Annotated in this window: 21 protein-coding genes and 1 tRNA gene; 16 read left to right on the top strand and 6 right to left on the bottom strand. The window is 59.3% G+C overall.

The window, feature by feature from the left end; genetic code table 11:
* Positions 1-22 precede the first annotated feature (22 nt).
* The 7 genes from pheS to AAEO81_RS18750 all read left to right on the top strand — a co-directional run bounded on the left by pheS (position 23) and on the right by AAEO81_RS18750 (position 6,569).
* The gene (pheS, locus tag AAEO81_RS18780) at positions 23-1,039 is read left to right on the top strand and encodes a phenylalanine--tRNA ligase subunit alpha (protein WP_341958496.1); all 1,017 of its coding nucleotides are present in this window, start codon (positions 23-25) and stop codon (positions 1,037-1,039) included.
* Positions 1,040-1,071: 32 nt separating this feature from the next.
* On the top strand, positions 1,072-3,453 hold the full coding sequence (gene pheT / locus AAEO81_RS18775) for a phenylalanine--tRNA ligase subunit beta (protein ID WP_341958495.1): 2,382 nt from the start codon (positions 1,072-1,074) through the stop codon (positions 3,451-3,453).
* Positions 3,454-3,456: 3 nt separating this feature from the next.
* On the top strand, positions 3,457-3,759 hold the full coding sequence (gene ihfA / locus AAEO81_RS18770; protein WP_002553164.1) for an integration host factor subunit alpha: 303 nt from the start codon (positions 3,457-3,459) through the stop codon (positions 3,757-3,759).
* Positions 3,740-4,096, top strand: coding sequence for a MerR family transcriptional regulator (locus AAEO81_RS18765; protein ID WP_341958492.1), 357 nt, complete (start codon positions 3,740-3,742; stop codon positions 4,094-4,096). Before ihfA ends, AAEO81_RS18765 begins: the two co-directional genes overlap by 20 nt.
* 89 nt (positions 4,097-4,185) lie before the next feature.
* Positions 4,186-4,262, top strand: a tRNA-Pro gene (locus tag AAEO81_RS18760).
* A gap of 682 nt (positions 4,263-4,944) precedes the next feature.
* The gene (locus AAEO81_RS18755; RefSeq protein WP_341958491.1) at positions 4,945-5,601 is read left to right on the top strand and encodes a S24 family peptidase; all 657 of its coding nucleotides are present in this window, start codon (positions 4,945-4,947) and stop codon (positions 5,599-5,601) included.
* Positions 5,602-5,864: 263 nt separating this feature from the next.
* Positions 5,865-6,569: a S24 family peptidase gene (locus AAEO81_RS18750; RefSeq protein ID WP_341958489.1), complete on the top strand. Its 705-nt coding sequence runs from the start codon at positions 5,865-5,867 to the stop codon at positions 6,567-6,569.
* A 211-nt stretch (positions 6,570-6,780) separates the two neighbouring features.
* Here AAEO81_RS18750 and AAEO81_RS18745 read toward each other — a convergent pair whose 3' ends face one another.
* Together AAEO81_RS18745 and AAEO81_RS18740 are read right to left on the bottom strand one after the other, a co-directional pair.
* The gene (locus tag AAEO81_RS18745; protein WP_341958488.1) at positions 6,781-7,119 is read right to left on the bottom strand and encodes a YceK/YidQ family lipoprotein; all 339 of its coding nucleotides are present in this window, start codon (positions 7,117-7,119) and stop codon (positions 6,781-6,783) included.
* Between the two features lie 10 nt (positions 7,120-7,129).
* Positions 7,130-7,930 carry an EAL domain-containing protein gene (locus AAEO81_RS18740; protein ID WP_341958487.1) on the bottom strand — a complete coding sequence of 267 codons (801 nt, stop codon included), beginning with the start codon at positions 7,928-7,930 and terminating at the stop codon, positions 7,130-7,132.
* A gap of 212 nt (positions 7,931-8,142) precedes the next feature.
* Between AAEO81_RS18740 and AAEO81_RS18735 the strand changes: the two genes are divergently transcribed.
* Entirely contained in the window at positions 8,143-9,330 is a 1,188-nt protein-coding gene (locus AAEO81_RS18735; RefSeq protein WP_341958486.1) for a GAF domain-containing sensor histidine kinase, read from the top strand.
* Positions 9,331-9,360: 30 nt separating this feature from the next.
* On the opposite strand, the gene AAEO81_RS18730 is transcribed toward AAEO81_RS18735, so the two are convergent.
* A complete protein-coding gene (locus AAEO81_RS18730) occupies positions 9,361-10,965 on the bottom strand; it encodes an inorganic phosphate transporter (RefSeq protein ID WP_341958485.1) in 1,605 nt (534 codons plus the stop codon).
* A gap of 335 nt (positions 10,966-11,300) precedes the next feature.
* On the opposite strand from AAEO81_RS18730, the gene AAEO81_RS18725 reads away from it, so the two are divergent.
* Positions 11,301-13,835 (top strand): ATP-binding protein, encoded by a 2,535-nt coding sequence (locus AAEO81_RS18725; protein ID WP_341958484.1) that lies wholly within the window; start codon positions 11,301-11,303, stop codon positions 13,833-13,835.
* A gap of 128 nt (positions 13,836-13,963) precedes the next feature.
* Here the strand turns inward: AAEO81_RS18725 and AAEO81_RS18720 are convergent, their stop codons facing one another.
* Positions 13,964-14,860, bottom strand: a complete 897-nt coding sequence (locus AAEO81_RS18720; protein WP_341958483.1) for an AraC family transcriptional regulator — start codon at positions 14,858-14,860, stop codon at positions 13,964-13,966.
* Between the two features lie 320 nt (positions 14,861-15,180).
* Here AAEO81_RS18720 and AAEO81_RS18715 point away from each other — a divergent pair, with 320 nt between their 5' ends.
* The 6 genes from AAEO81_RS18715 to AAEO81_RS18690 all read left to right on the top strand — a co-directional run bounded on the left by AAEO81_RS18715 (position 15,181) and on the right by AAEO81_RS18690 (position 21,095).
* Entirely contained in the window at positions 15,181-16,164 is a 984-nt protein-coding gene (locus AAEO81_RS18715) for a DUF1852 domain-containing protein (protein ID WP_341958482.1), read from the top strand.
* 26 nt (positions 16,165-16,190) lie between these two features.
* On the top strand, positions 16,191-17,213 hold the full coding sequence (locus AAEO81_RS18710; protein ID WP_341958481.1) for a methionine synthase: 1,023 nt from the start codon (positions 16,191-16,193) through the stop codon (positions 17,211-17,213).
* A 330-nt stretch (positions 17,214-17,543) separates the two neighbouring features.
* Entirely contained in the window at positions 17,544-18,785 is a 1,242-nt protein-coding gene (locus AAEO81_RS18705) for a DUF1835 domain-containing protein (RefSeq protein ID WP_341958480.1), read from the top strand.
* Between the two features lie 156 nt (positions 18,786-18,941).
* Positions 18,942-19,685: an SDR family oxidoreductase gene (locus AAEO81_RS18700; protein WP_341958479.1), complete on the top strand. Its 744-nt coding sequence runs from the start codon at positions 18,942-18,944 to the stop codon at positions 19,683-19,685.
* A gap of 34 nt (positions 19,686-19,719) precedes the next feature.
* Entirely contained in the window at positions 19,720-20,121 is a 402-nt protein-coding gene (locus tag AAEO81_RS18695) for a VOC family protein (RefSeq protein ID WP_341958478.1), read from the top strand.
* On the top strand, positions 20,118-21,095 hold the full coding sequence (locus AAEO81_RS18690) for a saccharopine dehydrogenase NADP-binding domain-containing protein (protein WP_341958477.1): 978 nt from the start codon (positions 20,118-20,120) through the stop codon (positions 21,093-21,095). Before AAEO81_RS18695 ends, AAEO81_RS18690 begins: the two co-directional genes overlap by 4 nt.
* 21 nt (positions 21,096-21,116) lie before the next feature.
* Here the strand turns inward: AAEO81_RS18690 and AAEO81_RS18685 are convergent, their stop codons facing one another.
* Complete coding sequence (locus AAEO81_RS18685; protein ID WP_341958476.1) at positions 21,117-21,995, bottom strand: AraC family transcriptional regulator; 879 nt, start codon at positions 21,993-21,995, stop codon at positions 21,117-21,119.
* A gap of 191 nt (positions 21,996-22,186) precedes the next feature.
* On the opposite strand from AAEO81_RS18685, the gene AAEO81_RS18680 reads away from it, so the two are divergent.
* Complete coding sequence (locus AAEO81_RS18680) at positions 22,187-22,936, top strand: glucose 1-dehydrogenase (RefSeq protein ID WP_341958475.1); 750 nt, start codon at positions 22,187-22,189, stop codon at positions 22,934-22,936.
* Between the two features lie 66 nt (positions 22,937-23,002).
* Here the strand turns inward: AAEO81_RS18680 and AAEO81_RS18675 are convergent, their stop codons facing one another.
* The gene (locus AAEO81_RS18675) at positions 23,003-23,530 is read right to left on the bottom strand and encodes a GIY-YIG nuclease family protein (protein ID WP_341958474.1); all 528 of its coding nucleotides are present in this window, start codon (positions 23,528-23,530) and stop codon (positions 23,003-23,005) included.
* Positions 23,531-23,548: the final 18 nt, after the last annotated feature.

Raw genomic sequence — 23,548 nt, 5'->3', positions numbered from 1 at the left:
ATTTCGTATCTGGAGTCTGTACATGGAAAACCTGGACGCGCTGGTCTCTCAAGCACTTGAGGCTGTGCAAAGCGCCGAAGATATCAATGCCCTGGAGCAAATCCGGGTTCACTACCTCGGCAAGAAGGGTGAATTGACTCAGGTGATGAAGACCCTGGGGAATTTGCCGGCTGAAGAGCGTCCGCAGGTTGGCGCGCTCATCAACGTTGCCAAGGAGCGTGTCACAGAGGTTCTCAATGCGCGAAAGGCATCGCTTGAGGAAGCGGATCTTGCCGCGAAACTCGCTGCCGAATCCATTGACGTAACCTTGCCGGGCCGTGGCCAAACCACAGGCGGTCTGCACCCGGTTACCCGGACTCTGGAACGCATCGAACAGTTCTTCACCCACATCGGCTACGGCATTGCCGAAGGCCCTGAGGTCGAAGACGATTACCACAACTTCGAGGCGCTCAACATCCCAGGCCATCACCCGGCCCGGTCGATGCACGACACCTTCTATTTCAACGCCAACATGCTGCTGCGCACCCATACCTCGCCGGTACAGGTCCGCACCATGGAAGCGAACAAGCCGCCGATCCGCATTGTCTGTCCAGGCCGTGTGTACCGCAGCGACTCCGATATCACTCACTCTCCGATGTTCCACCAGGTCGAAGGCCTGCTGGTCGACCGCGATATCAACTTCGCCGACCTCAAGGGCACCATCGAAGAGTTCCTGCGCGTGTTCTTTGAAAAAGAACTGGCAGTGCGTTTCCGTCCTTCCTATTTCCCGTTCACCGAGCCATCCGCTGAAGTCGACATGGAGTGCGTGATGTGCAGCGGTAAGGGCTGCCGTGTCTGCAAACAGACTGGCTGGCTGGAAGTGATGGGCTGCGGCATGGTTCACCCGAACGTGCTGCGCATGTCCGGTATCGATCCGGAAGAATTCCAGGGTTTTGCTTTCGGCATGGGCGCAGAGCGTCTGGCCATGCTGCGTTACGGCGTCAATGACTTGCGCCTGTTCTTCGACAACGACTTGCGGTTCCTCGCGCAATTTCGCTAGGTCGCCCGTAACGAACTTTTTAGGAGAGCAGGATGAAATTCAGTGAACAGTGGTTGCGCGGCTGGGTAAGCCCGCAAGTGTCCCGTGACGAGTTGGTTGCCCGTCTGTCGATGGCAGGTCTGGAGGTCGACAGCGTGACCCCGGCCGCCGGTGTTTTCAGTGGGGTCGTGGTGGGCGAGGTGCTGAGCACCGAACAGCACCCGGATGCAGACAAGTTGCGCGTGTGTCAGGTCAGCAATGGCTCGGAAACCTTTCAGGTGGTCTGCGGCGCGCCCAACGTGCGTCCAGGCCTGAAGATTCCGTTCGCCATGATCGGCGCAGAACTGCCGGGCGACTTTAAGATCAAGAAAGCCAAGCTGCGCGGCGTCGAGTCCAACGGCATGTTGTGCTCTCAGGCCGAACTGCAAGTGGGCGAGGGCAACGACGGTTTGATGGAGTTGCCGGTCGATGCGCCAGTTGGCAAGGATTTCCGTGATTATCTGGAGCTGGATGACGCCAGCATCGAAGTCGACCTGACGCCGAACCGTGGCGACTGCCTGTCCGTTGCAGGTCTGGCTCGCGAAGTCGGTGCGCTGTACGACGCCAAGGTCACTCGCCCGTCAGTGGCGGTCGTTCCTGCCGTGCACGATGAGGTGCGTTCGGTGGAAGTGCTGGCACCGGCTGCCTGCCCGCGTTACCTGGGCCGTGTCATTCGTAATGTCGATCTGTCACGCCCGACCCCGCTGTGGATGGTCGAGCGCCTGCGTCGTTCGGAAGTGCGCAGCATCGACGCCGCCGTCGACATCACCAACTACGTGATGCTCGAATTGGGTCAGCCGCTGCACGCGTTCGACCTCGCCGAGATCAACGGCGGTATTCGCGTCCGCATGGCGGAAGAAGGCGAAAAGCTGGTGTTGCTGGACGGTCAGGAAGTCAGCCTGCGCGCCGATACCCTGGTCATCGCCGACCATCAGCGCGCCCTGGCGATCGCTGGCGTGATGGGCGGCGAGCACAGCGGCGTGAATACCGCGACCACCCGTGACATCTTTCTGGAAAGCGCGTTCTTCGATCAGATCGCGGTCGCCGGCAAGGCTCGGTCCTACGGTCTGCACACCGACGCTTCGCATCGCTACGAGCGTGGCGTTGACTGGCAGCTGGCTCGCGAAGCCATGGAGCGTGCCACTGGCCTGTTGCTGGAAATCACGGGCGGCGAAGCCGGTCCGGTCATCGAAACCGTCAGCGAGCAACATTTGCCGTCGATTGCGCCGGTCATCCTGCGCGCTGAGCGCATCGAGCAAATGCTCGGCATGACCATGGATGCAGCCGAAGTGGAGCGTCTGCTCACTGCGCTCGGCCTGAAAGTCTCCAATGAAACGGCTGGCCAGTGGCGCGTTGAGGTGCCTAGCCACCGTTTCGACATCAGCCTCGAAGTCGACCTGATCGAAGAGCTGGCCCGCCTTTACGGCTACAACCGTTTGCCGGTTCGTTACCCGCAAGCGCGTCTGGCCCCGCAAGCCCGCGCCGAAGCCCGTGGCGATCTGCCTGCGCTACGCCGTCTGCTGGTCGCGCGCGGTTATCAGGAAGCGATCACCTACAGTTTCATCGATCAGAAATGGTTTGAGCTATTCAATCCGGGTGTTGAGCCATTGTTGCTGGCCAACCCGATCTCCGCCGACATGGCTGCCATGCGCTCGTCGCTGTGGCCCGGCCTGATCAAGGTGCTCCAGCACAACCTCAATCGTCAGCAAGACCGTGTACGCCTGTTCGAAAGCGGCCTGCGTTTTGTCGGTCAGCTGGACGGTTTAAAACAAGAGCCTATGCTGGCAGGTGTGATCTGCGGCAGTCGCTTGCCGGAAGGGTGGGCGCAGGGTCGTGAGGCAGTGGACTTCTTCGACGTCAAGGCTGACGTGGAGGCGGTACTGGGCTTCGCGGGCGCACTGGATGATTTCCGTTTCGTACCGGGCAAACATCCTGCGCTGCATCCAGGCCAAACAGCCCGTATCGAGCGCGATGGCCGCGAAGTCGGTTACATCGGCGCACTACACCCTGAGCTGGTGAAGACGTTGGGTCTGGATCGTCCGGTATTCGTGTTCGAACTGGTGCTGGCCGATGTGGTCGAGGGGCGTCTGCCGAAATTCCACGAGTTGTCACGCTTCCCGGAGGTCCGTCGTGACCTGGCGTTGCTGGCGGATCGTGATGTTGCAGCGACTGCGGTAATGGACGTTATTCGTGAAAATGCAGGGGAATGGCTAACAGACCTCAGGCTCTTTGATGTTTATCAGGGTAAAGGCATTGATCCGCATAGAAAAAGCCTTGCAGTTGGCTTGACCTGGCAACATCCATCGCGCACTCTTACTGACGATGAGGTAAACGCTTCGACGCAGCAAATTCTCACCTCGCTAGAGGAAAGGTTAAACGCCACGTTAAGGAAGTAGCGTATGGGGGCTCTGACGAAAGCTGAGATGGCCGAACGTCTGTACGAAGAGCTAGGCCTGAATAAACGAGAAGCCAAGGAACTGGTTGAGCTGTTCTTTGAGGAAATCAGGCACGCTCTGGAAGATAACGAGCAGGTCAAATTGTCCGGATTCGGCAATTTCGACCTGCGAGATAAACGCCAGCGACCGGGTCGAAATCCCAAGACAGGGGAAGAAATTCCGATTACAGCTCGCCGTGTGGTCACCTTTCGCCCAGGGCAGAAACTGAAGGCCCGAGTTGAGGCTTATGCTGGAACCAAGTCATAACGACGAGCTACCGCCTATTCCCGGCAAACGCTACTTCACCATCGGTGAGGTCAGTGAGCTCTGCGCGGTAAAACCGCACGTTCTGCGTTATTGGGAGCAGGAGTTTCCTCAGCTCAACCCGGTCAAGCGCCGCGGGAATCGTCGGTATTATCAGCGACAAGATGTGCTGATGATCCGACAGATCCGCGCGTTGCTGTACGACCAGGGCTTCACCATCGGTGGCGCGCGCCTTCGCATGTCCAGCGATGAGGTGAAGGACGATTCCCTGCAGTACAAGCAATTGATCAAGCAGATGATTACTGAGTTGGAAGACGTATTAGTCGTTCTGCGCAAGTAGATCGATGATTCAAAATACTTCCATCATTCAAAAGCTTAGGGTATATTTCTCGACGCTTTCGCAAGAAGCCCAATAGATTCACGCCTAGTCGGGGCGTAGCGCAGTCCGGTAGCGCACTAGCATGGGGTGCTAGGGGTCGAGTGTTCGAATCACTCCGTCCCGACCATATTTTTCAATGAGTTAGGCCAATGTTCACAGCATTGGCCTTTTTCATGCGCGTGACTTTTGCGTGACTTTGTGTAATTTCGCGCCGGATTTGGCACAATTTTGCAGTGGATTTGGCACCGGTCGCTATCGCTGTTAGGCGACCGAACACGTCTAGTAAAGAGTTCGAAGCCTGATCCGTTGTCGACCTAGAACAACGCGACTTGCCGTGCTGGATAGCGCCGCGCATCTGTTACGCCGATGGCGGATTTCGCCTCACCAATGGATATGCCGAGCGCTCGGCGGGTTCCAACGTCGACGGGTGTATTTGCCGGGCGTTAGGGCTTCCAGTGCGCCGGGCCAGCATGTCCCCATCGAACTTGTCGTTGCCCGGATGAATACATCACAGGACAGCAAGCCTTTGGTATTGCGGCGCTCTGACTGATCCGCTCAATCTCATGAATAAACGAAAGCCTTGCTGTCATCACCTAGCACTCAGATTCTGTGAGTTGAGACGATGAACCATTTTCCTGATTCGCCATAACGACCACTTGCAACGCTAGATTGATCATTTCGTTATGTGCTTTGGCTTCATGGCGTCCTAAAATTGGCTATCTCATTGATTGGTCTGAATCTCCTTTCGCAGCTGGAGTTTCGTTTTTCACTAAGGCCATGTTTTCGTTTTCTATTCGAGGCCAAACGAAATGATTGATGATTTGGCTGGGCGCATTCGTCAATGCGCCGAGATAGCCGGAAGTGGCGATGAGTTAGCGCGTTTGACTGGCATCCCGCGCAGAACGCTGGAGTACTACCTAATTGGGCAAAGCGAACCGAAGATTGGACGTTGCGTTGAGATCGCAAAGGCGGTGGGCGTGGACGTGGGGTGGCTGGCGACTGGGGAGGGCGTCCAGTTTCATGAGCGGGACTTGGATTTTGCCGATGACGGCGGCCACATTTTTTTGTCGGTATTCGATGCCCACTGCGGGTCCGCGAACTCTGGATGGCCAGGGGCGGTTCCGGTTATCGAGCAGTTGGTTTTCACGGCTGGCTACCTAAAAGCTCGGAACCTTAATAGTGAAACCTTGGCAGCGATAAAAGTCGAGGGAGATTCGATGTCAGGGCTGCTAAACGAGGGTGACACCCTGATGTTTGATCGCAGCCGATCCAGGCTGGAAGGGGAGGCGGTTTATGTCATCAGGCTGAACGACAGGCTGCAACCGAAGCGCCTACAGCGGCGGCTCGACGGGTCTGTTCAGATCATCAGTGAGAACAATTCCTACCGCGACATAGTGGTTCCAGAAGAGGGTCTCACTCATTTAGATATCCTAGGTCGCGTCGTTTGGGCTGGCGGATGGATGTAAATCACTGGTGCCAAAGTACGCACGAATTTTGTGAGCCCCTTTATTTTCAGCACTAAGGCTGTGTAGCGACTTTGCGCCTATTGGCACCGCATGCTCAGGCTGTCATTTGCGTCAACCCCTGAGCCACGGTGCTTTGCTCCCATTTACCGGATGGTCCCATCACTTCCCACCTGTGGATGCGATTAGTGTCAAATATTCCACCAGCTCACACACGATCTACGCCAGTGCCGGGTTTAAATTTTATAAGGAGCTGAAATAATCTAATGAGTTACGGTAATTCGAACCAGGCGGATGCAGTCCAGACCGACCCTCCGATTCGCGCGGAAGCTATCGGATGCTTCAAGCAGAGGCTGAAAGAGGCGATGCGCGGGCAAGCGCCGCGCGGTTTTGCGCGCATGGCGCAGCTTTCTGAAGGGGCAATCCGCAGTTATCTGAATGGTGAGACGTATCCAACGCTCGACAGATTGGAACAAATTGCCCACGCCTCTGGCGTGTCCGCCGTTTGGCTTGCGTTCGGGATAGGGCTCGGCTCGGAGCCAAGTACGGGTGATGACAATTATACGTACGTCCCGCTGTACGACTCTAAATGCACGTCTGAAAGCAGCCTTTGGCGTGAGGGCGCTGCGGTGCTGGGGCATCTCCCTTTTAAGACCGATGTCCTACGAGCCCAACGCCTGGAGCCCGCGCGCCTTGCGGCGATCAAGGTTGATGATGACTCGATGGAGCGTCTTCTGAGCAATGGCGATAACGTGGTCATTGACCACGGCCGTACCGAACTGGAAGGTGAGGCGATCTACGTTATTCGCATGGGAGATCACCTCTATGCGAAGCGTCTGCAGCGTCAGATTGGAGGGGGCGTTGCAATCATCAGCGCGAATCCCGCCTATCCGGTCATGGAGGTGGCTGCGGACGCTGTAGATATGCTTGAGATCATCGGAAGAGTGGTCTGGGCAGGCCGGTGGATGTAGCGGCCCGCGTATTTACGTGAATATTGCCGCGGTGCCAAAGCTGCCGCAAAATCGCCTGCATTTCGTCAATATAGGCCTAAATCGTTTAGCGCCTATTTGGCACCGGTTTTTTCCCTGTGCCTTCACCCAATCCCTTTGATTCCGTGGCTCTCCCGCCTGATACCGCTTTATCCCTCTACTTCCCACCGGCATCCGATCGGTGCCAAACATTTCACCAACTCACATCCAGATGTTTCCTGCGCACCGGAATACTTCCCCGTTGATACTGCTGATAACCGGTGTACGGAATGACCAGCGTATCTGTAATGCTGGACAGCGCGATGTCGATGACCATCCCGGTGGCAGTAGGCGGTTGCCCATGTCGCTCCGGGCCATTCAGCGTGCAGAAATCGTAGGCGACGCCGCTGTAGGCGCGGGGAATGGTCTGGCAGTGCGAATGCCAGCTGCCGAGTTCGTCGGCAGCGCCTTTTTCGTTGGTCAACGTCGCGATCGTGCCGCAGCCGGACATCGATACGGCTATGGCCAGACAGCCTGCAATCCTTGGGTTCATGTGAGACTCCTTATTCAGCCGTAGCGCCGACTCGCGAAAAGTCGCCGGACACCAACGCGCCAATGGCCGGGCGTGCCAGCAGATAGCCTTGCATCAGCGAAATGCCCAGCGCCCGGAGCGCCCAATATTCTTCAGGCGTTTCGATCCCTTCGGCGACGACTTCGATGTTCAGGCGTTTCGAAACCAGCACGATCCCTTCAACGATGGCTTTTCTCACCGGATCCGCGTCGATGCCTCGGGTCAATGCCATGTCAATTTTCAGCACGTGGGGCTGGAACATGGCCAGGAAGTTCAAGCCTGAATAGCCTGACCCGAAGTCATCGATCGCGGTGGTGAAGCCGTGACGCTCGTACGCCTGGAAAATGGATTTCAAGTGATCGGGATCATCGACGCGTTCGCCTTCGGTCACCTCGAACATCAGCCTGTCCAACGGGAAGTCGAACAGATGGGCTGCTTCAAGTGTCGCCCTGATGCAAGTCTCGGCCCGGTAGACGGCATTGGGCAGGAAGTTGATGCTGAGCTTGCATCTGGGCTGCTGTAACAGCCCTAGCGTGGCCGCCAGTTCAATGGCTTTGACACGACAGGCCTGATCGAAGCGATAGCGGTTGGTATCATCCACTTTGCTCAAGATGCTCGCAGCCGATTCGCCATTGGTGCCGCGAACCAGAGCCTCGTAGGCATAGGCTGTCTGGGTGTGAACGTTGAAAATCGGCTGAAAAGCCATGGTGAAGTCGAAGCCCAAACCTTCGAGGTTGCGGCATTGGGCACAGCCAATCGGTTCGAAAGGCAGGGAAGGGTAAATCTGAGTCATGCCAACCTTCCGATTAATGTCGCCAGTGATGGCCAATTAATGCACGCACGACCTCTTTTATCTACCTTCATTTGCGTGTGGCAAGCGTCATCGTTAACTCTTCTTGGAGGTGCACCAGGGGGCTCATGATGGAATTGGAGCGAGGGTGTCTGTAAGCCGGGCCTTATTCGTTGTAGTCTCCGCTCCAATCTTCCATCAAAGGCCCGCCCCGTATGGTCCGCCCGGATTTTTCAGCTGACATTGACGCCGTGCAGGCGATCGGGGCCGTGCCCGTGATCCTGAGCATGGTCAAGCATTTGACCGGGATGCGTTTCGCGGCGGTTGCCCGAGTCACGGACAAGAACTGGGTGGCCTGCGCGGTGGACGACTCCATCGATTTTGGCCTTGAGCCCGGTGGGGAGTTGCGGCTCGAATCCACTATCTGCCACGAAATCCGCCAGCACCGAACCCCGGTTATTTTTGGCCAAGCCAGTGCGCATCCGCATTTCTCGTTGCATCACACGCCCCAAACCTATGGATTGGAGAGCTATGTCTCGATTCCGATCATCACGAGAGACGGCGCGTTTTTCGGGACTCTCTGCGCCATTGATTCACTGCCGGCCGATCTGGAGGAACCCTCCATTCTCAAGACGCTCAGCCTGTTCGCGCAGTTGATCGGGATGAGCCTCGATGCCCAGAAAGACCTGGAGGTGACTCAAGCTGCGCTGGCGACCGCCAAGGAACATGAGCGCTTGCGTGATCAATTCGTGGCGGTGCTGGGGCACGACCTGCGCACGCCCTTGAGTGCGATCCGCATGAGCACCGATTTGCTGGAAATCCAGACCACGGAAACGCGTCCGCTGCGGCTTCTGGCTGCCATCCGCCACAGCGCATCGCGCATGGGCATGCTCATCGAGAACGTGCTCGATTTTGCCCGGGGTCGCATGGGCGGCGGGATTCCGGTGAAGCCCCAATGGGTGGATGACCTGGGGCCTGTTCTGGAGCAGGCGCTCAGTGAAGTGCAGCACTCCAACCCGCAGGCACGTATCAGCCACTCGCTCGATCTGCCCACCGGGATCTACTGCGATTCGCTGCGCATCACGCAATTGCTGTCCAATCTGGTGGGCAATGCCGTGACGCATGGGGCGACGGATGCGCCCGTTCGAGTGAAAGCGTGGCAGGAAAGCGGGGACATCGTCATCTTGGTGACCAACCAGGGCCCTCCCATTCCGGTCGCGTTGATTCCGCTGCTGTTCGAACCGTTCACGCGCTCGGAGGCCGGGCAGCGCGGGGAAGGGTTGGGGCTGGGCTTATACATCGCAGCGCAAATCGCCCAAGCCCACGGCGGCACCCTGGGGGTGACGTCGACGCTGGCGGCCGGCACTGCCTTTACCGCCCGATTTCCCGCCAGGGTGAAATAAGCGGATTGACGGCCTGTCACGATTCACCCTTCAAAAAATGGCGTGAAACAGCCAGAACAGCAGCGCCGAGAGCACCATGGCGGCGGGCAGGGTGAACACCCACGCGAGAATCAGGTTGCGCACAGTCGCCATCTGCAACCCGCTGCCATTGGCCGCCATGGCCCCGGCGACGCCGGAGGAGAGCACATGGGTCGTGGAGGCGGGCAGACCGAAGCCGTCCGCCGCGCCGATGGTGGCCATGGTCACCAGTTCGGCACTGGCGCCCTGGGCATAAGTCAGGTGCGCCTTGCCGATTTTTTCCCCCACGGTGATGACGATACGGCGCCAGCCCACGAGCGTGCCCAACCCCAGGGCGATGGCCACGGCGATCTTCACCCAGAACGGAATGAAGCGCGTGGCCGCGTCGATCTGGCGTTTGAATTCCGCGACGTTGGTGCGGGTGTCCGCAGAGAAATTGTCGAGGTGCTGAGTGCCGAGCAGCCGAATGCTCTCCGAGGTCAGGAACATGTCGTTGCGCACGTTGGTCATGGCCTGCGCAGGCACTTTGGCCAGCGTGCCGTAGTTCTTCACCTCGTCGGCGATGATTCCGGTCACGGCGGCCAGGGCAGGCACGGTGTCGTCGCTGGCTTTTCGGGTGCGGACGTATTCCATCAACACCGTGCGCGGGTCGTTCACTTGACGCCCCTTGGCTTCGGTCGTCAGCCCTTGGTGTGTGACCTGCGCAACCGCGACGAACTGGGTCGTCTGGGTGACAGGCACGGCACGGTCCAGCGCATACGCCATGGGCAAGGTGCCCACCAGAATCAGCATGATCAGCCCCATGCCTTTCTGACCATCGTTGGAGCCGTGGGCGAAGGACACGCCGCTGCACGTCAGGATCAACAACCCGCGAATCCACGGTGGCGGCGGGTTCTGGCCCTTCGGCTCCTGATACAACGCTTTCTGTTTGACCAGCAGCCTCAGCAACAGCAGTAACCCCGCCGCGCAGACGAAGCCCACCAGTGGAGACAGCAACAGCGCGTAGGCCACTTTAGACACTTGTGACCAGTCGACACTGTCTGCGGCCGAGCGGCCTTGCAGCCAGGCATTGGCCAGCCCGACCCCGAGGATCGAGCCGATCAGGGTATGGGATGAAGAGGCGGGCAGCCCGAGCCACCACGTGCCCAGGTTCCAGACGATGGCGGCGATCAGCAGCGCGAAGATCATGGCGAAACCGTTTGCGGAGCCCACCTGGAGGATCATGTCCACTGGCAGCAACGCGATGATGCTGAACGCAACGGCCCCGCTTGACGCCAGCACCCCGCTGAAGTTGCAGAGGCCCGACCACACCACAGCAATGTTGGCCGGGAGCGAGTGGGTGTAGATCACCGTGGCCACGGCGTTGGCCGTGTCGTGAAAGCCGTTGACGAACTCGAAGCCCAGCGCGATGACCAGCGCCAGACACAGCAGGCCGTAGGGCAGCCACGTTGTGGCCACGGCGCCAGCCTCGTCAACGTCTTGCACGATGCCCCAGCCGCTGACGAGGACGCCGACGATCAACAGGCCGATGAACAGCGCGAGGCTTCGGGGGCTCAGTGCGTGATCGAGTTTGGGACGGGAGAGGTGGGCGTTGTCGGGGGTGGCTGAAGTGTTCACGTTCTTGTCTCAGCTCGGAGTGAGCTTTCAACCTAGTCAGGGCAGATGACGCTTTTCTTACCTGGAGCGCAATCAGGGCCGATCCGTCGGGCCTTTAGACTAACGGCCTGAAACGCCACTCAAACGACCCTGTTTTCGCTATTTTTCCGTACAACGGCGTGCCATCGGACGTCGTGTTCCTGGTCACGGTCGGTGCGGTGATGCTTCGTGGCCACATTTCTGACAGACTGGATTTCACACTGCCGAACAGGGAGGGAGCTGCACGGCGCGCTTTCTTCAGGTTCATGCTGAACCCGCCCGCAGAACGTCTGTGCGGCGTTCATGAGGAAGCCCGTTTGCCTACTGATCTCGTCGGTCCCGACCGTAATGACCGTTTGTCCCACGTGTTGAATGCCAGCGAGCGGCTGGCGCTGGCCGGTTCAATGGACGAAGTTGTCGCCGTGCTTCGCGACACGGCGCGTGCGGCAGTCGGGGCAGAAGGCGTCGCGATCGTCATCGAGACGGGCGGCTACTGTTCCTACGTGGCGGAAGACGCGGTCTCGCCACTCTGGCAAGGCCAGACGTTTGCCGCGGACCACTGCATTTCGGGCTGGGCGATGCGCCATAACGCGACCGTCGCGATTCCTGATGTCCGGCTGGATTCCCGTGTTCCCCAAGACGCCTATGCGGCGACTTTTGTGCGCAGTCTCGTCATGGTGCCCATTGGTCGCCCTGTTCCAGTCGCAGCGCTCGGGGCCTATTGGGCTGAAGTCGGGGATCATGATCAGGACACGCTCAAGCGTCTGGAAAGCCTCGCGCGGCTGGCGACGATCGCCATCGAGAATGCGCGCCTGACCCAAGCGCGCAATCGTGCGGCAGCACTGGGCGCCGCTCAGAACCGCATTCTGGAACTGGCCGTCGCGCAGACGCCGCTTGCGTTCTCGCTGGACGCCATCGTCCGCGAGGTGGAAGCGCTGTCCCCGTCCCGGTTCCTCGGCAGCATTGTGCTGTTGGACGACGACGGCCGGCGTCTGCAGTCCTGCTCTGGCCCGAGCCTGCCCGCTGCGTATAGGAACGCCATCGCTGGCGTCAGTGCCGATCCCCTCTGGTCCGCGTGCCGGGAGCGGGCCATCGAACAGGGTCTGCACCTGTGTTGGTCAATCCCGATCCGTTCGGCGCAAGGTGTCACGCTGGGCGCGTTTGTGCTGTATCACCCCGAGCGCCGCGATCCGTTGTTAGCGGATATCGAGGTTGTCGATTTCGTGGTTCAGACGGTCGGGCTGGTCGTGCACCGGGCGCGGGCGGATGCTTCGATCCGGATCAGCGAAGAGCGTTTGCGCCTGGCCGTGGCCCACGCAGACGTGGGTTTCTGGGATGTGGATTTCGTGCAGAACACATTGGTATGGCCCGCACAGACAAAGGCCATGTTTGGTATTTCGGCGGACGTGCCGGTCACGCTGCAGGATTTTTACGACGGTTTGCACCCTGAGGACCGTGACGCAACGATTGAGGCTTTTAGCGCCGCCATCGACCCTGAGCATCGCGCGCTCTATGACGTTGACTACCGTACGGTGGGCCGTGAGGACGGCATCGTGCGTTGGGTGGCGGCCAAGGGACGGGGCGTGTTCGACACCACGGGTCGCTGTTTGCGGGTGACCGGTACGGCGATGGAAATCACGGCCCGCAAGACGGCCGAGGACGCGCTTCGAGAACTCAACGCCACGCTGGAAGGGCGGGTGGCCCAGGCCATCGCCGAACGGGAAGAGGTTCAAAAGGCCCTGCGGCAGAGCCAGAAAATGGAAGCCATGGGGCAGTTGACCGGCGGCGTCGCCCACGACTTCAATAACCTGCTGACTCCGATTGTCGGTACGCTCGACCTGCTTCAACGCCGGGGCGTGGGCGGCGAGCGGGAGCAACGGCTGATCTCCGGCGCCATGCAGTCCGCCGAGCGGGCGAAGACGCTCGTTCAGCGGCTGCTGGCGTTCGCCCGCCGTCAGCCGCTGCAACCGGTGCCCGTCGATGTGGCGAAGCTGGTGAGTGACATGGGTGATCTGGTGGCCAGCACCACCGGGCCGCAAATCAAGGTGGTTGTCGATGCACCTGACCATCTCCCGGCCGCCATCGCCGACCTCAATCAGCTCGAAATGGCACTGCTCAACCTCTCTGTCAACGCGCGGGACGCGATGCTGGAAGGCGGCACCTTGCGCATCTCGGCCACCATGGAGGCAGTGGGCGTCGACCACCGCTCCAAACTTCCGGCTGGCGAATACTTGTGCCTGTCGGTGGCCGACACCGGCATAGGCATGGACCCCGCGACACTCGCCCTCGCGGTCGAGCCGTTCTTTTCCACCAAGGGCGTCGGCAAAGGGACGGGCCTGGGGCTCTCGATGGTGCACGGGCTGGCATCGCAATTGAACGGCGCCCTCACGATCCAGAGTTCGCCCGGCCTTGGCACGAACGTGGAGCTGTGGCTTCCGCGCAGCATGACCGTACCGGCGGCGGTACTCCGCATGGCAGAAGCGCCGGAGCCGCCATTGACGCGCGGGGTTGCGCTGTTGGTCGATGATGAAGAACTGGTTCGCGCCAGCACGTCCTACATGTTGGCCGAACTGGGCTATTGCGTGATCGAAGCCGCGTCAGGAGAAGAGGCCATGGAGCTGATGAAGGGCGGGGAGTCGTTTGACCTGCTCGTCACGGACCACCTCATGCCCGGTATCAGCGGGACCGACTTGGCGAAGGTGGTTCGGAACTCCCGACCAGGGACGCCGATTCTGCTCGTCTCCGGCTACGCGGAACGTGAGGGCCTCGACCCTGATCTGCCTCGTCTCACCAAGCCCTTCCGCAAAAACGAGTTGGCGGAGAGTCTGGTGCACCTTGGTCGTGGGGCTTGAAAGGCGCCAAACGCCCACTCCGGCCCGACGAAAGACGTGTTTGCGCCGGCGATTTTTGTGCGATTCGGCGCGGGATGTTACCAGCATCGACCTCCACGCTGGCGGGTGCGACCAGACCTGCTCACCACTCACTGGCCGCCTGTGAATGCGCCATCGCCTACTATTCTGCTGGCATCTCGTGAGGGGGGCAGGCCGAAGGCTTTCGCGTAATCCCGGCTGAACTGTGTCGCGCTTTCATAACCCACTTCGAATGCTGCCGACATGACACTTTTCGCACTGGCAACCATGAGCATTCGGGCTTGAAGCAGGCGCACACGTTTCTGATATTGCAACGGGCTCAAATTGGTCACGGCCTTGAAATGGCGGTGGAATGCGGAAACGCTCATCGACGCTCGCTCAGCCAGGTCTTCGACGCGGATGGATTGGGCGAAATCGCGACGAATCCACTGGACTGCCAGATTCACGCGGGCCATTGCGCTGTCCGGCGCAGCGATTTCCCTAAGCATCCAGCCAAGCGGGCCTTGAAGCACGCGGAAAATGATCTCTCGTTCGTAGACCGGCGCGAGGGCTGCGATGGCTGGCAGGTCACCCATTAACCTGAGCATTCGCACCCAGGCGTCCGTGAGATCGCGGGTCATGGGGGCGACTGAAAAACCCGGATTCGCTTCGGCTCGAAGCGCAGGTTCGGGCAGGTCGGCGAACAGCGTGGACAATACAGTGAGATCAAGTGTCAGGCTGACCGCGAGGTAGGGTTCGCCGGTGGCGGCCGGGTGCACCGAACCCACGGCAGGCAAATCGATGGACATGACGAAGTAGGTGGCGGGGTCATAGCGCAGCGTCCGGTCACCCACTGTCATGGTTTTGCTGCCTTGCAGAATCACATTGATCATCGGGTCGTACACCGCTGCCAGCAGGTGCTCGGGAACTGCTCCCTTGATCATGGCCACGCGAGGGATGCCGGTGTCGGTTCGCCGGTTTTCAGCCTGGGCCGCGAGTGACCTGAGTTCGTTCAGTGAGTTGTCCATAACCGGCATGCTGAGGGGTGACGGCCGTACCCCGCAAGTGAAAAGCAGAAACAGGCAGATTTTGAGCAGGAACAGGTGCGTTCCTTATCCGGGCGATAAAGACGGTGGGACCGCATTGCTGTGAAGTTGATCATGAGCCCGGCTAATGCCTTCACTGAATTCAATTCGTTTTTATTCATGCAGGGTCCCCGCCTAAACTTCGTACAGCTTTTCACTGCAGGCACTGTTAATCCAGCCGAGTGAAAGAACGGAACGACAGCCATTCCTGATAAAGACAAACAGCTTATTCAGGTCTGGCAAAAACAGGGTGTCGGATCAACATGAGCACAGCATTCGAATTTGCGATCAAGCGCATCAGTTTTGATGAGCATTATATTCCGTCAGACACGACGCGCATCACGACCAACTTCGCAAACCTCGCCAGAGGAGAACGTCGTCAGGAGAATTTGCGCAACACCTTGAAGATGATCGATAACCGCTTCAATGCCTTGGCGCACTGGGACAACCCTGCCGCTGATCGTTACACGGTCGAGTTGGACATCATCTCTGTTGAAGTGAGCCTCCATGGTGAAGACGGTGACCACGCCATCCCCATGATTGAGGTGTTGAAAACAACCATTGTCGATCGAACAACGAACGAGCGCCTGAATGGCATCGTCGGGAACAATTTCTCTTCTTACGTTCGAGATTATGACTTTAGCGTGCGGTTGACGGAGCACAACAAGAACCGATCCGGGTTCAGCACGCCCGAGGACTTTGGAGAGCTGCACGGCAAACTCTTCAAGTGCTTCGTTAATTCAAGCGCCTACAAAGCGCATTTCGACAAGCCGCCCGTCATCTGCTTGAGCGTCTCCAGCGCCAGGACTTACCACCGCACCGAGAATCAACACCCGGTGCTGGGCTTTGAATACCAGCAGGATGACGACTCGTTGACCGATGAGTATTTCAAAAAGATGGGCCTGAACGTCCGTTATTTCATGCCGCCTAATAGCGCAGCGCCGTTGGCCTTTTATTTCTCAGGGGATTTGTTGACTGATTACACCGCCCTTGAGCTGATTGGCACGGTCAGCACGATGGACACTTTTCAGAAGATCTATCGGCCTGAGATTTATAACGCGAACTCCGCCGCAGGAAAGTCGTATCAGCCCAGCTTGAAGCACCAGGACTATTCATTGACCCGAATTGTGTATGACCGCGAAGAGCGTAGTCAGCTGGCCGTCGAGCAAGGAAAGTTTGCCGAAGAACACTTCATCAAGCCCTACCAGACCGCTCTTGAACAGTGGTCCGTTGACTGCGCGCTTTGATTCATTAATAGATAAGGTCTTTTTTCATGAAAAAACTGTTGCCCACGTCGACCGCTGGCAGCTTGCCTAAACCTTCCTGGCTCGCACAACCGGAGACGCTTTGGTCGCCCTGGAAGTTGCAGGACGGCGAGTTGATTGAAGGCAAGCAAGACGCGCTGTTGCTTGCGCTTCAAGAACAACACAGGGCGGGCATCGATATCGTCAGCGATGGCGAACAAACCCGCCAGCATTTCGTCACGACCTTCATCGAGCACCTTGATGGCGTTGATTTCGAAAAGCGCGAAACCGTCAGGATTCGTGACCGTTATGACGCGAGCGTGCCGACGGTGGTCGGGGCAGTCGCTCGCCAAAAGCCGGTGTTCGTTGAAGACGCCAAATTTTTGCGTCAGCAGACCGATCAGCCGATCAAGTGGGCGCTGCCGGGCCCGATGACGATGATCGACACCCTCTACGATGCTCACTATAAAAGCCGTGAAAAACTGGCTTGGGAATTCGCCAAAATTCTCAATCAGGAAGCCAGGGAACTGGAAGCCGCAGGTGTCGACATCATTCAATTTGACGAGCCTGCCTTTAACGTGTTTTTCGATGAGGTGAACGACTGGGGCGTGGCCACGCTGGAGCGGGCCATCGAAGGGCTGAAGTCCGAAACGGCGGTGCACATCTGCTACGGCTACGGCATCAAGGCGAACACCGACTGGAAGAAAACCCTGGGTTCCGAGTGGCGACAGTATGAAGAGGCCTTTCCCAAACTGCAGAAATCCAGCATCGACATCGTTTCCCTGGAGTGCCACAACTCCCACGTGCCCATGGACCTGATCGAACTCATCCGGGGTAAAAAGGTGATGGTCGGGGCCATCGATGTGGCCAACCACGCGATTGAAACGCCGGAAGACGTCGCCAATACCTTGAGAAAGGCGCTTCAGTTCGTGGATGCGGACAAACTTTATCCGTGCACCAACTGCGGCATGGCGCCGTTGCCGCGACGAATCGCCAGCGGCAAGTTGAAGGCGCTGAGTGCGGGCGCAGACATCGTCCGCAGAGAATTGTAGGACGCGCGTTGAATCGCGTTCGTCATTGGAAAGCCTGAAGTCAGCCAGTTGAACGGGCGGCTTCAGGCCAACGTTAACAGTGTTCAACCGCCCATATTTATTCAGGATTTGCCATGTCTTCCGCCGGTACTGCGATTGAGCCATTGAGCTTTCGCGAAGCGCTCGGTAATTAACAATCGGGCTTTGCTTCCTTCGGCTCTTCCCGCTACAGTCAGCGCCGGGCGTTTGCTGCGCCTGCGGTCCGCGCGAAGGGGTCACCCAGGCAAGTGTTTTCAATTTTTCATTCCAGCTCCCGGCTTGTCGGCGGACCGAGCCCTGAAAGGAGTTGGCATGCCTGCCATAAACGCTTCCCGTCATCACGGCCTCCCTGATCTGCCCTCGCTGCGCAAGCGCGCCAAGCGTCTTTTGAAAGCACTGAAAAACCACGAAGCCGACGATGCCCGCACGCAGTTGCGCATGATCGGTTTGTCGGGCCCTGACTATCGACTCGCTGACACGCAGTGGCTGATGGCGCGCGAGGCGGGCTTCCCCAGTTGGCCCAAGCTGATAGCCCATGCCGACAGCATTGCGTTCGCTGCACGCCATCCGGATTTCGTCGCGACGGGTGAGGCGGCGGTCCAACACTGGCGCTGCGGCAACGATATCGAGCACAACCTGCGAATCGCCGGTTTCTCGGGTGCGTTTCATATGTTCGATGATCCGATGGTGATGGGCCCGGTGCCGGCTTTGCCTGAGGATGATTACTGGGCCGTGCGAGCGGCCTTTGCCGAACAGGCCTTCGATCTGCCGACGCGAGATATCCAGCAGCGCCAAGCCACGCAGCGCAAGGCATTGACGCAACTGAATGCCGAAAGCGAACTGGTGTTGTGGTGCGAAGCCGACGCCTACGATCAACTGTTTCTGGCGCGGATACTGGCGAGCTTGCCCGCGTTACCGCGCAGACTTGAATTGATCGAAATCGCTCAGGTTCCCGGCGTGGAGCGATTTATCGGCATCGGGCAACTGGCGCCCGATCTGCTCGCCTGGCTGTGGCCACAACGGCGCCCGTTGGGCGAAGACGCCTTGGCAGTGGCGCGTGAAGCATGGGCCGCCTACACGTCGACAACCCCGGTCGATTGGGCACGCATTGCCGCGCGAGCGCATCCAGCACTGCCGCTGCTGGGGCCCGCGTTGGCCAGGCAACTGCAAGAGCTTCCAGGCGCCAATGACGGATTAAGCATGACCGAGCGCCTGACACTGCGCGTGCTGGCCGATCACGGTGAGCTGCCCTCCGGAAAAGTCTTTGGCCACTTGATGATGAGTTATGAGCCGTTGCCCTTTCTGGGGGATTTGATGTTCCACGCACTGCTGCGGCCCCTGATCGATTCGCCGCAGCCTCTCGTGCATGAGCAGCCGGGACCCGAGTGGCAGAAGCGCGTTATCCGAATCACTGCCTTGGGCGAGCAGGTCTTGTCAGGCCGCTTGAACTGGCTCGACCACGCGCCAGCAGAACGCTGGGTCGGCGGGGTCCATGTCGTGTCCGCTGCCCAACCGTGGGTCGTGAGCGATCAAGGCCAAGTGTGGCGGCGTTGAGTCGATCCATCTGTCCAGCTCCTACAGGCTGAGGGCAGACGCTCGTGTGCTGCGAGCAAAAAGCAGAAACAGGCAGGTTTCGAGCAGGAACGGGTGCGCTCCTGATCGGCCTGATCCGTAGGCTGGGTCCTCATTCGAAGCACAGAGGAACAGCACATGAGCGTAATCGTCGTCACGGGCGGGAGTCGCGGCATCGGTGCCAGTGCCGCCGAGCACATTGCTCAGCGGGGCATGGGTGTCATCCTGACCTACAACAGTCATCCAGAGGAGGCGGTTTCGGTCGTCGAGCGCATTGAGCACGCGGGAGGCAAGGCGGTCGCGCTCAAGCTCGATGTGTCGGAGGTGGCAAGTTTCTCCAGGTTTCGTGAGACGGTGGCACTGGCGTTGCGCGAAACCTGGGGCGTCGCCACGCTCGATGGCCTGGTCAACAATGCCGGGTATGGCCTGTTCAACCCCTTGGCCACTGTCAGCGAAACGCAGTTCGATGGCCTGTTCAATGTTCATCTCAAAGGCCCCTTTTTCCTCACGCAAACAGTGCTGCCGCTGCTGGCGGACGGTGCGAGTATCGTCAACCTGACCAGCGCAACCACCCGCGTTGCCACGGCGGGTGTGGCGCCTTACGCAGCGTTCAAGGGCGGACTGGAAGTGCTCACCCGTTACATGGCCAAAGAGTTTGGCGAGCGGCAGATTCGGGCCAACGCTGTGTCACCTGGCGCGATCCGCACAGAGCTTGGCGGCGGTCTGAACGATGAATTCGAGGCCATGCTCGCAGCGCAGACCGCGCTTGGCAGAGTGGGTGAGCCGCAAGACGTCGCCCGCGTGATTGCCATGCTGCTGTCGCACGAGGGCAGCTGGATCAATGGCCAGACCATCGAAGTCGCAGGCGGCTACAACATCTGAACCGCCGACAGCTACATCCTTTGAGGAGCACGCAATGCTGGATCATGTCTTTTTGTCGGTCAGCGACATCACCCGTTCCATCCGTTTCTACGAAGCGGCCTTGACCCCGTTGGGCATTACCGCGCGCCTGGACTACGACGGCAAGGACGGCCCGCCGGGGCACCCCGATCTCAAGGGCTTTGGTGCCAATGGCCGGGTGTTTTTCTGGCTGCGCGAGGGAGGCGTCGAGGGACGCGCCGCACATGTGGGTTTCGTCGCCAACAGCCAGGCCGAAGTGGACGCCGCCTACGCTGCTGCCATGAAGGCAGGCGCTGTCGACAACGGCGCGCCCGGTGCGCGTCTGCACTACGATCCCGATTACTACGCCGCCAATGTGCTTGACCCGGATGGGTACAGCCTCGAATTCGTTCATAAAAAATGGCAGCACGCCCGATGAGCACTCTTCTGATCTACGGCGCCACCGGCTACACCGGTCGCATGGCCGCTGAGCGGGCAAAAGCGCTGGGCCTGTCCTTCGAAATCGCCGGGCGTGATCACGCGCGTCTTGCGGCCCTTGCTGCGCAACTGGGCGTGCCGTTTCGACTGTTCGATGCCAATGCGGATGCGGCGGGCGCGTTGTCCGGTATCTCGGTCCTGCTCAACTTCGCCGGCCCCTTTGCGCACACCGCAGAGCCGCTGATGCGCGCCTGTATCGAGGCCGGGGTGGACTATCTGGACATCACGGCGGAGATCAACGTCTACCGGCTGGCCGAGCGACTGGGAGCGGAAGCCGCTGCGCACCAGGTCATGCTCTTGCCGGGAGTGGGTTGGGACGTTGTACCGACCGATTCCCTGGCGGTGCACGTCGCCAAGCGGGTTGAACAGCCTTTTGCGCTGAGCATTGCGCTTCATGTTCCAGGTTCGATGTCCCGTGGCTCGGCCATGAGCGTCAGTGAAATCATCGGCGCAGGGGTCATGGCGAGGGTTGATGGCGAACTGGTCGCCACACCGGATGCAACGCCGCGTCATTTCGACTTCGGTGACGGCCCGGTCCTGTGTGTGCCGCTGTCGTTTGGTGATCTGGTGACAGCCTGGCATTCGACCGGCATCCCGAACATCGCGATGTTCGTGCACATCTCAGGCGATGCGTTTCCAGAAGGCGATCTCTCACAATTGCCCGATGGCCCGACTCACGCACAGCGGGAGGCGCATCGTGCCCGTGCAGTGGTTGAGGTCACTGGCGTTGATGGAGCTACCGCCCGGTCCGTGATCGAGACCGTGAACGGCTATTCCTACACGCCGCTGGCCGCAGTCGAGGCAGCGCGGCGGGTATTGGAAGGCGAGCGTCTGTCCGGGTTCGCCACACCCGCGAATGTCTTCGGGGATGGGTTTGCCGAGCGTATCGAGGGGACGTTGTTCACCGATTTCTGAAGGCCGCTCAACCGGGCGCTGTCAGCCTGTGGCCGGGAGGGGTGACTTGAATCGCGCCGCATCCCGCGCAGGCGGCAGGCCAAATAATCTCGCGTATTCACGGCTGAATTGCGAGGCGCTTTCATAACCCACGGCATAGGCGATCGACGTCGCGTCCAGTGTGTCGAACAACAGCAACCAGCGCGCCCGGAGCAAACGCAGGCGTTTCCGATACTGGATCGGTGTCATGGCCGTCACCGATTTGAAGTGCCGGTAAAAGGCGGCAACGCTCATGTCCGCCATGAGTGCCAGCGGCTCTACCCGAAAAGGCTCGGTGTAGTGGTCACGAATCCACTGGGTGACGCGGCGGATCTGCGTCATCCGGCCATCCGGCCGCGCGACGTCACGCAGAATGCCACCCAACGGCCCCTGTAAGGCGCGGAACAGAATCTCCCGTTCGATCATCGGCGCCAGGATCTCAGCCTCGTGGGGATGATCCATGAGCCGCATCATCCGCAACCACGCATCGATCATTTGCGCAGGCGCCAGAACGCCTTCAAAACAGGTGTTCTGCGGTGGCCTCGGCGTCTTGCCTTCGTCCATCAACAGCGTGGCGATCACATCCGGGTCCAGCGTCAGACTGACCGCCAGATAGGGCTGGCCAACCGCGTCTGCGTGAACTTGCCCGGTGGCGGGCACATCCACAGGCACCAGAAAATAGTGGCCTGCTGAATACCTGGAAACCTCATCCCCAATCGACAAGGTCTTGGTGCCCTGAAGCACCAGGTGCAGCATCGGTTGATAGACCTGACTTGCACAAGCCTCGGCACGCACCATCGTCACGCGGGGTAGCCCGGTCTCGGTCCACTTGTCTTGCGCGCGCATCACGATGCTGCGCAGTTCCGCCATTGATCGTTCCATGCCGCCTACCGTGAGCCATATCCCAATGCATGGCAAGCCAACTGAGAAGAATAGGCAAGCATGTGCGAGTAACCGGCAAACGTCGGCGCCCTCGCTGGCTGAATACTGATGGCAAGCGGCGCGTTGCCTGGCGTTTTTCATAACCCATGTGCGACGCCGTCACCTGTCACGCAACTTCAAAAGGGCACGTCATGAAACTCGAAGGAAAAATAGCGGTTGTCACCGGCGCATCGAAAGGCATCGGCGCCGGGATCGCCAAGGCTTTGGCGGCGCAGGGCGCAACGGTCATCGTCAATTACGCCACCAGCCAGGCCGATGCCGATGCCGTGGTTGCCGGGATCGAGGCCAACGGCGGATCAGCGGTCGCGGTGCAGGCAGACATGAGTCAGGCGACCGATGTGGCGCGCCTGTTTGAAACGGTCCGTGAGCACTACGGCACTTTGGATATCCTGGTCAACAACGCCGGTGTGGCAGTGTTCCAGATGATCGATGACCTGACCGAAGAAGCTTTCCATAAGCAATTCAACCTGAACGTGTTGGGCTATCTGCTGGCCGTGCGTGAGGCCGTCAGACTGCTGGGGCCGACAGGCAGCATCATCAATATCAGCTCGATCCTCAGCACCGACCCCTATCTGGCGTCGAGCGTGTACTCGGCGACCAAAGGCGCGGTCGATACCTTGACCTTCGCCTTGGCCCGGGAGTTGGGCGCGCGAGGCATCAGGGTTAACTCAATTCTGCCAGGGCACACGAACACCCCGGCGACTGATGGGAATTTTGCCGGTGAGTTCGGAGAAAAGCTGGTGGCTGGAACCCCGCTGGGACGTTTTGGGGAGCCCGAGGACATCGCGCCATTGGCGGTGTTTCTGGCGTCCGAAGACGCGCGCTGGGTGACCGGCGAATCCATTCGCGCTTCGGGGGGTGTTCGCGGGGTGGGTTACTGATGCAATAAGTGATGGCTCCGACAAGAGTATCTCGCCGGTCAAGTGGTCTGACTCGATCAGGGCGTCTCAACGCTCGGCGTCGATGTTGAACCACGGCCGCCAGGTTCCCACAAGCCGATCTTCCTCGAAAAACCGCTCCGCGATTGCATTGTCAGCAAAATCATTCCTGTAGGAGAAACCTACAGAATTCGAGATGAGATGCAGCGGGTCGGGTTCGTTGGGGAAAATGTGTTCGATTCCCCAGCGAAGCTGACATGACGTGGTGTGAGGGGTTGCTTTGTGGTGCTCGGGATGTGCTGCGTGCAGTCGACCTTTGCTCTTGCGCTTCAGGTGAAGACCAAACCTTTTTCGCAGGTTGGTTGTCTTGCCGACGTAAAGGCAAGGGTACGTCAGCTCAGTCGGCCACCAATCCTTGTACTCTACGTTGACCCGAACCTCATTAGGCCCCTTGAGGACAACTGTACGGTTTGACGCAAGGAGAGTATCCCTGTCAGCGATCCACCAAAACGCGTACACACCGGGTCCATCAGGAATGGAGGAGGGGCGCTGGCTGAAAAGGCTGCCGACCGTACGAATGGACTGGGGATGATGCATGTTGAAGTGCTCAGCGCC

The organism is Pseudomonas sp. RC10 (assembly GCF_038397775.1).
GTDB classification, from domain to species: domain Bacteria; phylum Pseudomonadota; class Gammaproteobacteria; order Pseudomonadales; family Pseudomonadaceae; genus Aquipseudomonas; species Aquipseudomonas bambusae.
Note: the sequence above shows the minus strand (reverse complement) of the source record. Positions and strands in the feature narration are given on the sequence as shown.

What these genes read in the sequence shown, in the direction of transcription:
- AAEO81_RS18755 (WP_341958491.1), top strand. Translation starts at nt 4,945, where the DNA reads ATGATTGATGATTTGGCTGGGCGCATTCGTCAATGCGCCGAGATAGCC.
- ihfA (WP_002553164.1), top strand. Translation starts at nt 3,457, where the DNA reads ATGGGGGCTCTGACGAAAGCTGAGATGGCCGAACGTCTGTACGAAGAG.
- AAEO81_RS18740 (WP_341958487.1), bottom strand. Translation starts at nt 7,930, where the DNA reads ATGACTCAGATTTACCCTTCCCTGCCTTTCGAACCGATTGGCTGTGCC.
- AAEO81_RS18750 (WP_341958489.1), top strand. Translation starts at nt 5,865, where the DNA reads ATGAGTTACGGTAATTCGAACCAGGCGGATGCAGTCCAGACCGACCCT.
- AAEO81_RS18685 (WP_341958476.1), bottom strand. Translation starts at nt 21,995, where the DNA reads ATGGAACGATCAATGGCGGAACTGCGCAGCATCGTGATGCGCGCGCAA.
- AAEO81_RS18675 (WP_341958474.1), bottom strand. Translation starts at nt 23,530, where the DNA reads ATGCATCATCCCCAGTCCATTCGTACGGTCGGCAGCCTTTTCAGCCAG.
- AAEO81_RS18680 (WP_341958475.1), top strand. Translation starts at nt 22,187, where the DNA reads ATGAAACTCGAAGGAAAAATAGCGGTTGTCACCGGCGCATCGAAAGGC.
- AAEO81_RS18705 (WP_341958480.1), top strand. Translation starts at nt 17,544, where the DNA reads ATGCCTGCCATAAACGCTTCCCGTCATCACGGCCTCCCTGATCTGCCC.
- AAEO81_RS18700 (WP_341958479.1), top strand. Translation starts at nt 18,942, where the DNA reads ATGAGCGTAATCGTCGTCACGGGCGGGAGTCGCGGCATCGGTGCCAGT.
- AAEO81_RS18715 (WP_341958482.1), top strand. Translation starts at nt 15,181, where the DNA reads ATGAGCACAGCATTCGAATTTGCGATCAAGCGCATCAGTTTTGATGAG.
- AAEO81_RS18765 (WP_341958492.1), top strand. Translation starts at nt 3,740, where the DNA reads ATGCTGGAACCAAGTCATAACGACGAGCTACCGCCTATTCCCGGCAAA.
- pheT (WP_341958495.1), top strand. Translation starts at nt 1,072, where the DNA reads ATGAAATTCAGTGAACAGTGGTTGCGCGGCTGGGTAAGCCCGCAAGTG.
- AAEO81_RS18745 (WP_341958488.1), bottom strand. Translation starts at nt 7,119, where the DNA reads ATGAACCCAAGGATTGCAGGCTGTCTGGCCATAGCCGTATCGATGTCC.
- AAEO81_RS18720 (WP_341958483.1), bottom strand. Translation starts at nt 14,860, where the DNA reads ATGGACAACTCACTGAACGAACTCAGGTCACTCGCGGCCCAGGCTGAA.
- pheS (WP_341958496.1), top strand. Translation starts at nt 23, where the DNA reads ATGGAAAACCTGGACGCGCTGGTCTCTCAAGCACTTGAGGCTGTGCAA.
- AAEO81_RS18695 (WP_341958478.1), top strand. Translation starts at nt 19,720, where the DNA reads ATGCTGGATCATGTCTTTTTGTCGGTCAGCGACATCACCCGTTCCATC.
- AAEO81_RS18710 (WP_341958481.1), top strand. Translation starts at nt 16,191, where the DNA reads ATGAAAAAACTGTTGCCCACGTCGACCGCTGGCAGCTTGCCTAAACCT.
- AAEO81_RS18690 (WP_341958477.1), top strand. Translation starts at nt 20,118, where the DNA reads ATGAGCACTCTTCTGATCTACGGCGCCACCGGCTACACCGGTCGCATG.
- AAEO81_RS18735 (WP_341958486.1), top strand. Translation starts at nt 8,143, where the DNA reads ATGGTCCGCCCGGATTTTTCAGCTGACATTGACGCCGTGCAGGCGATC.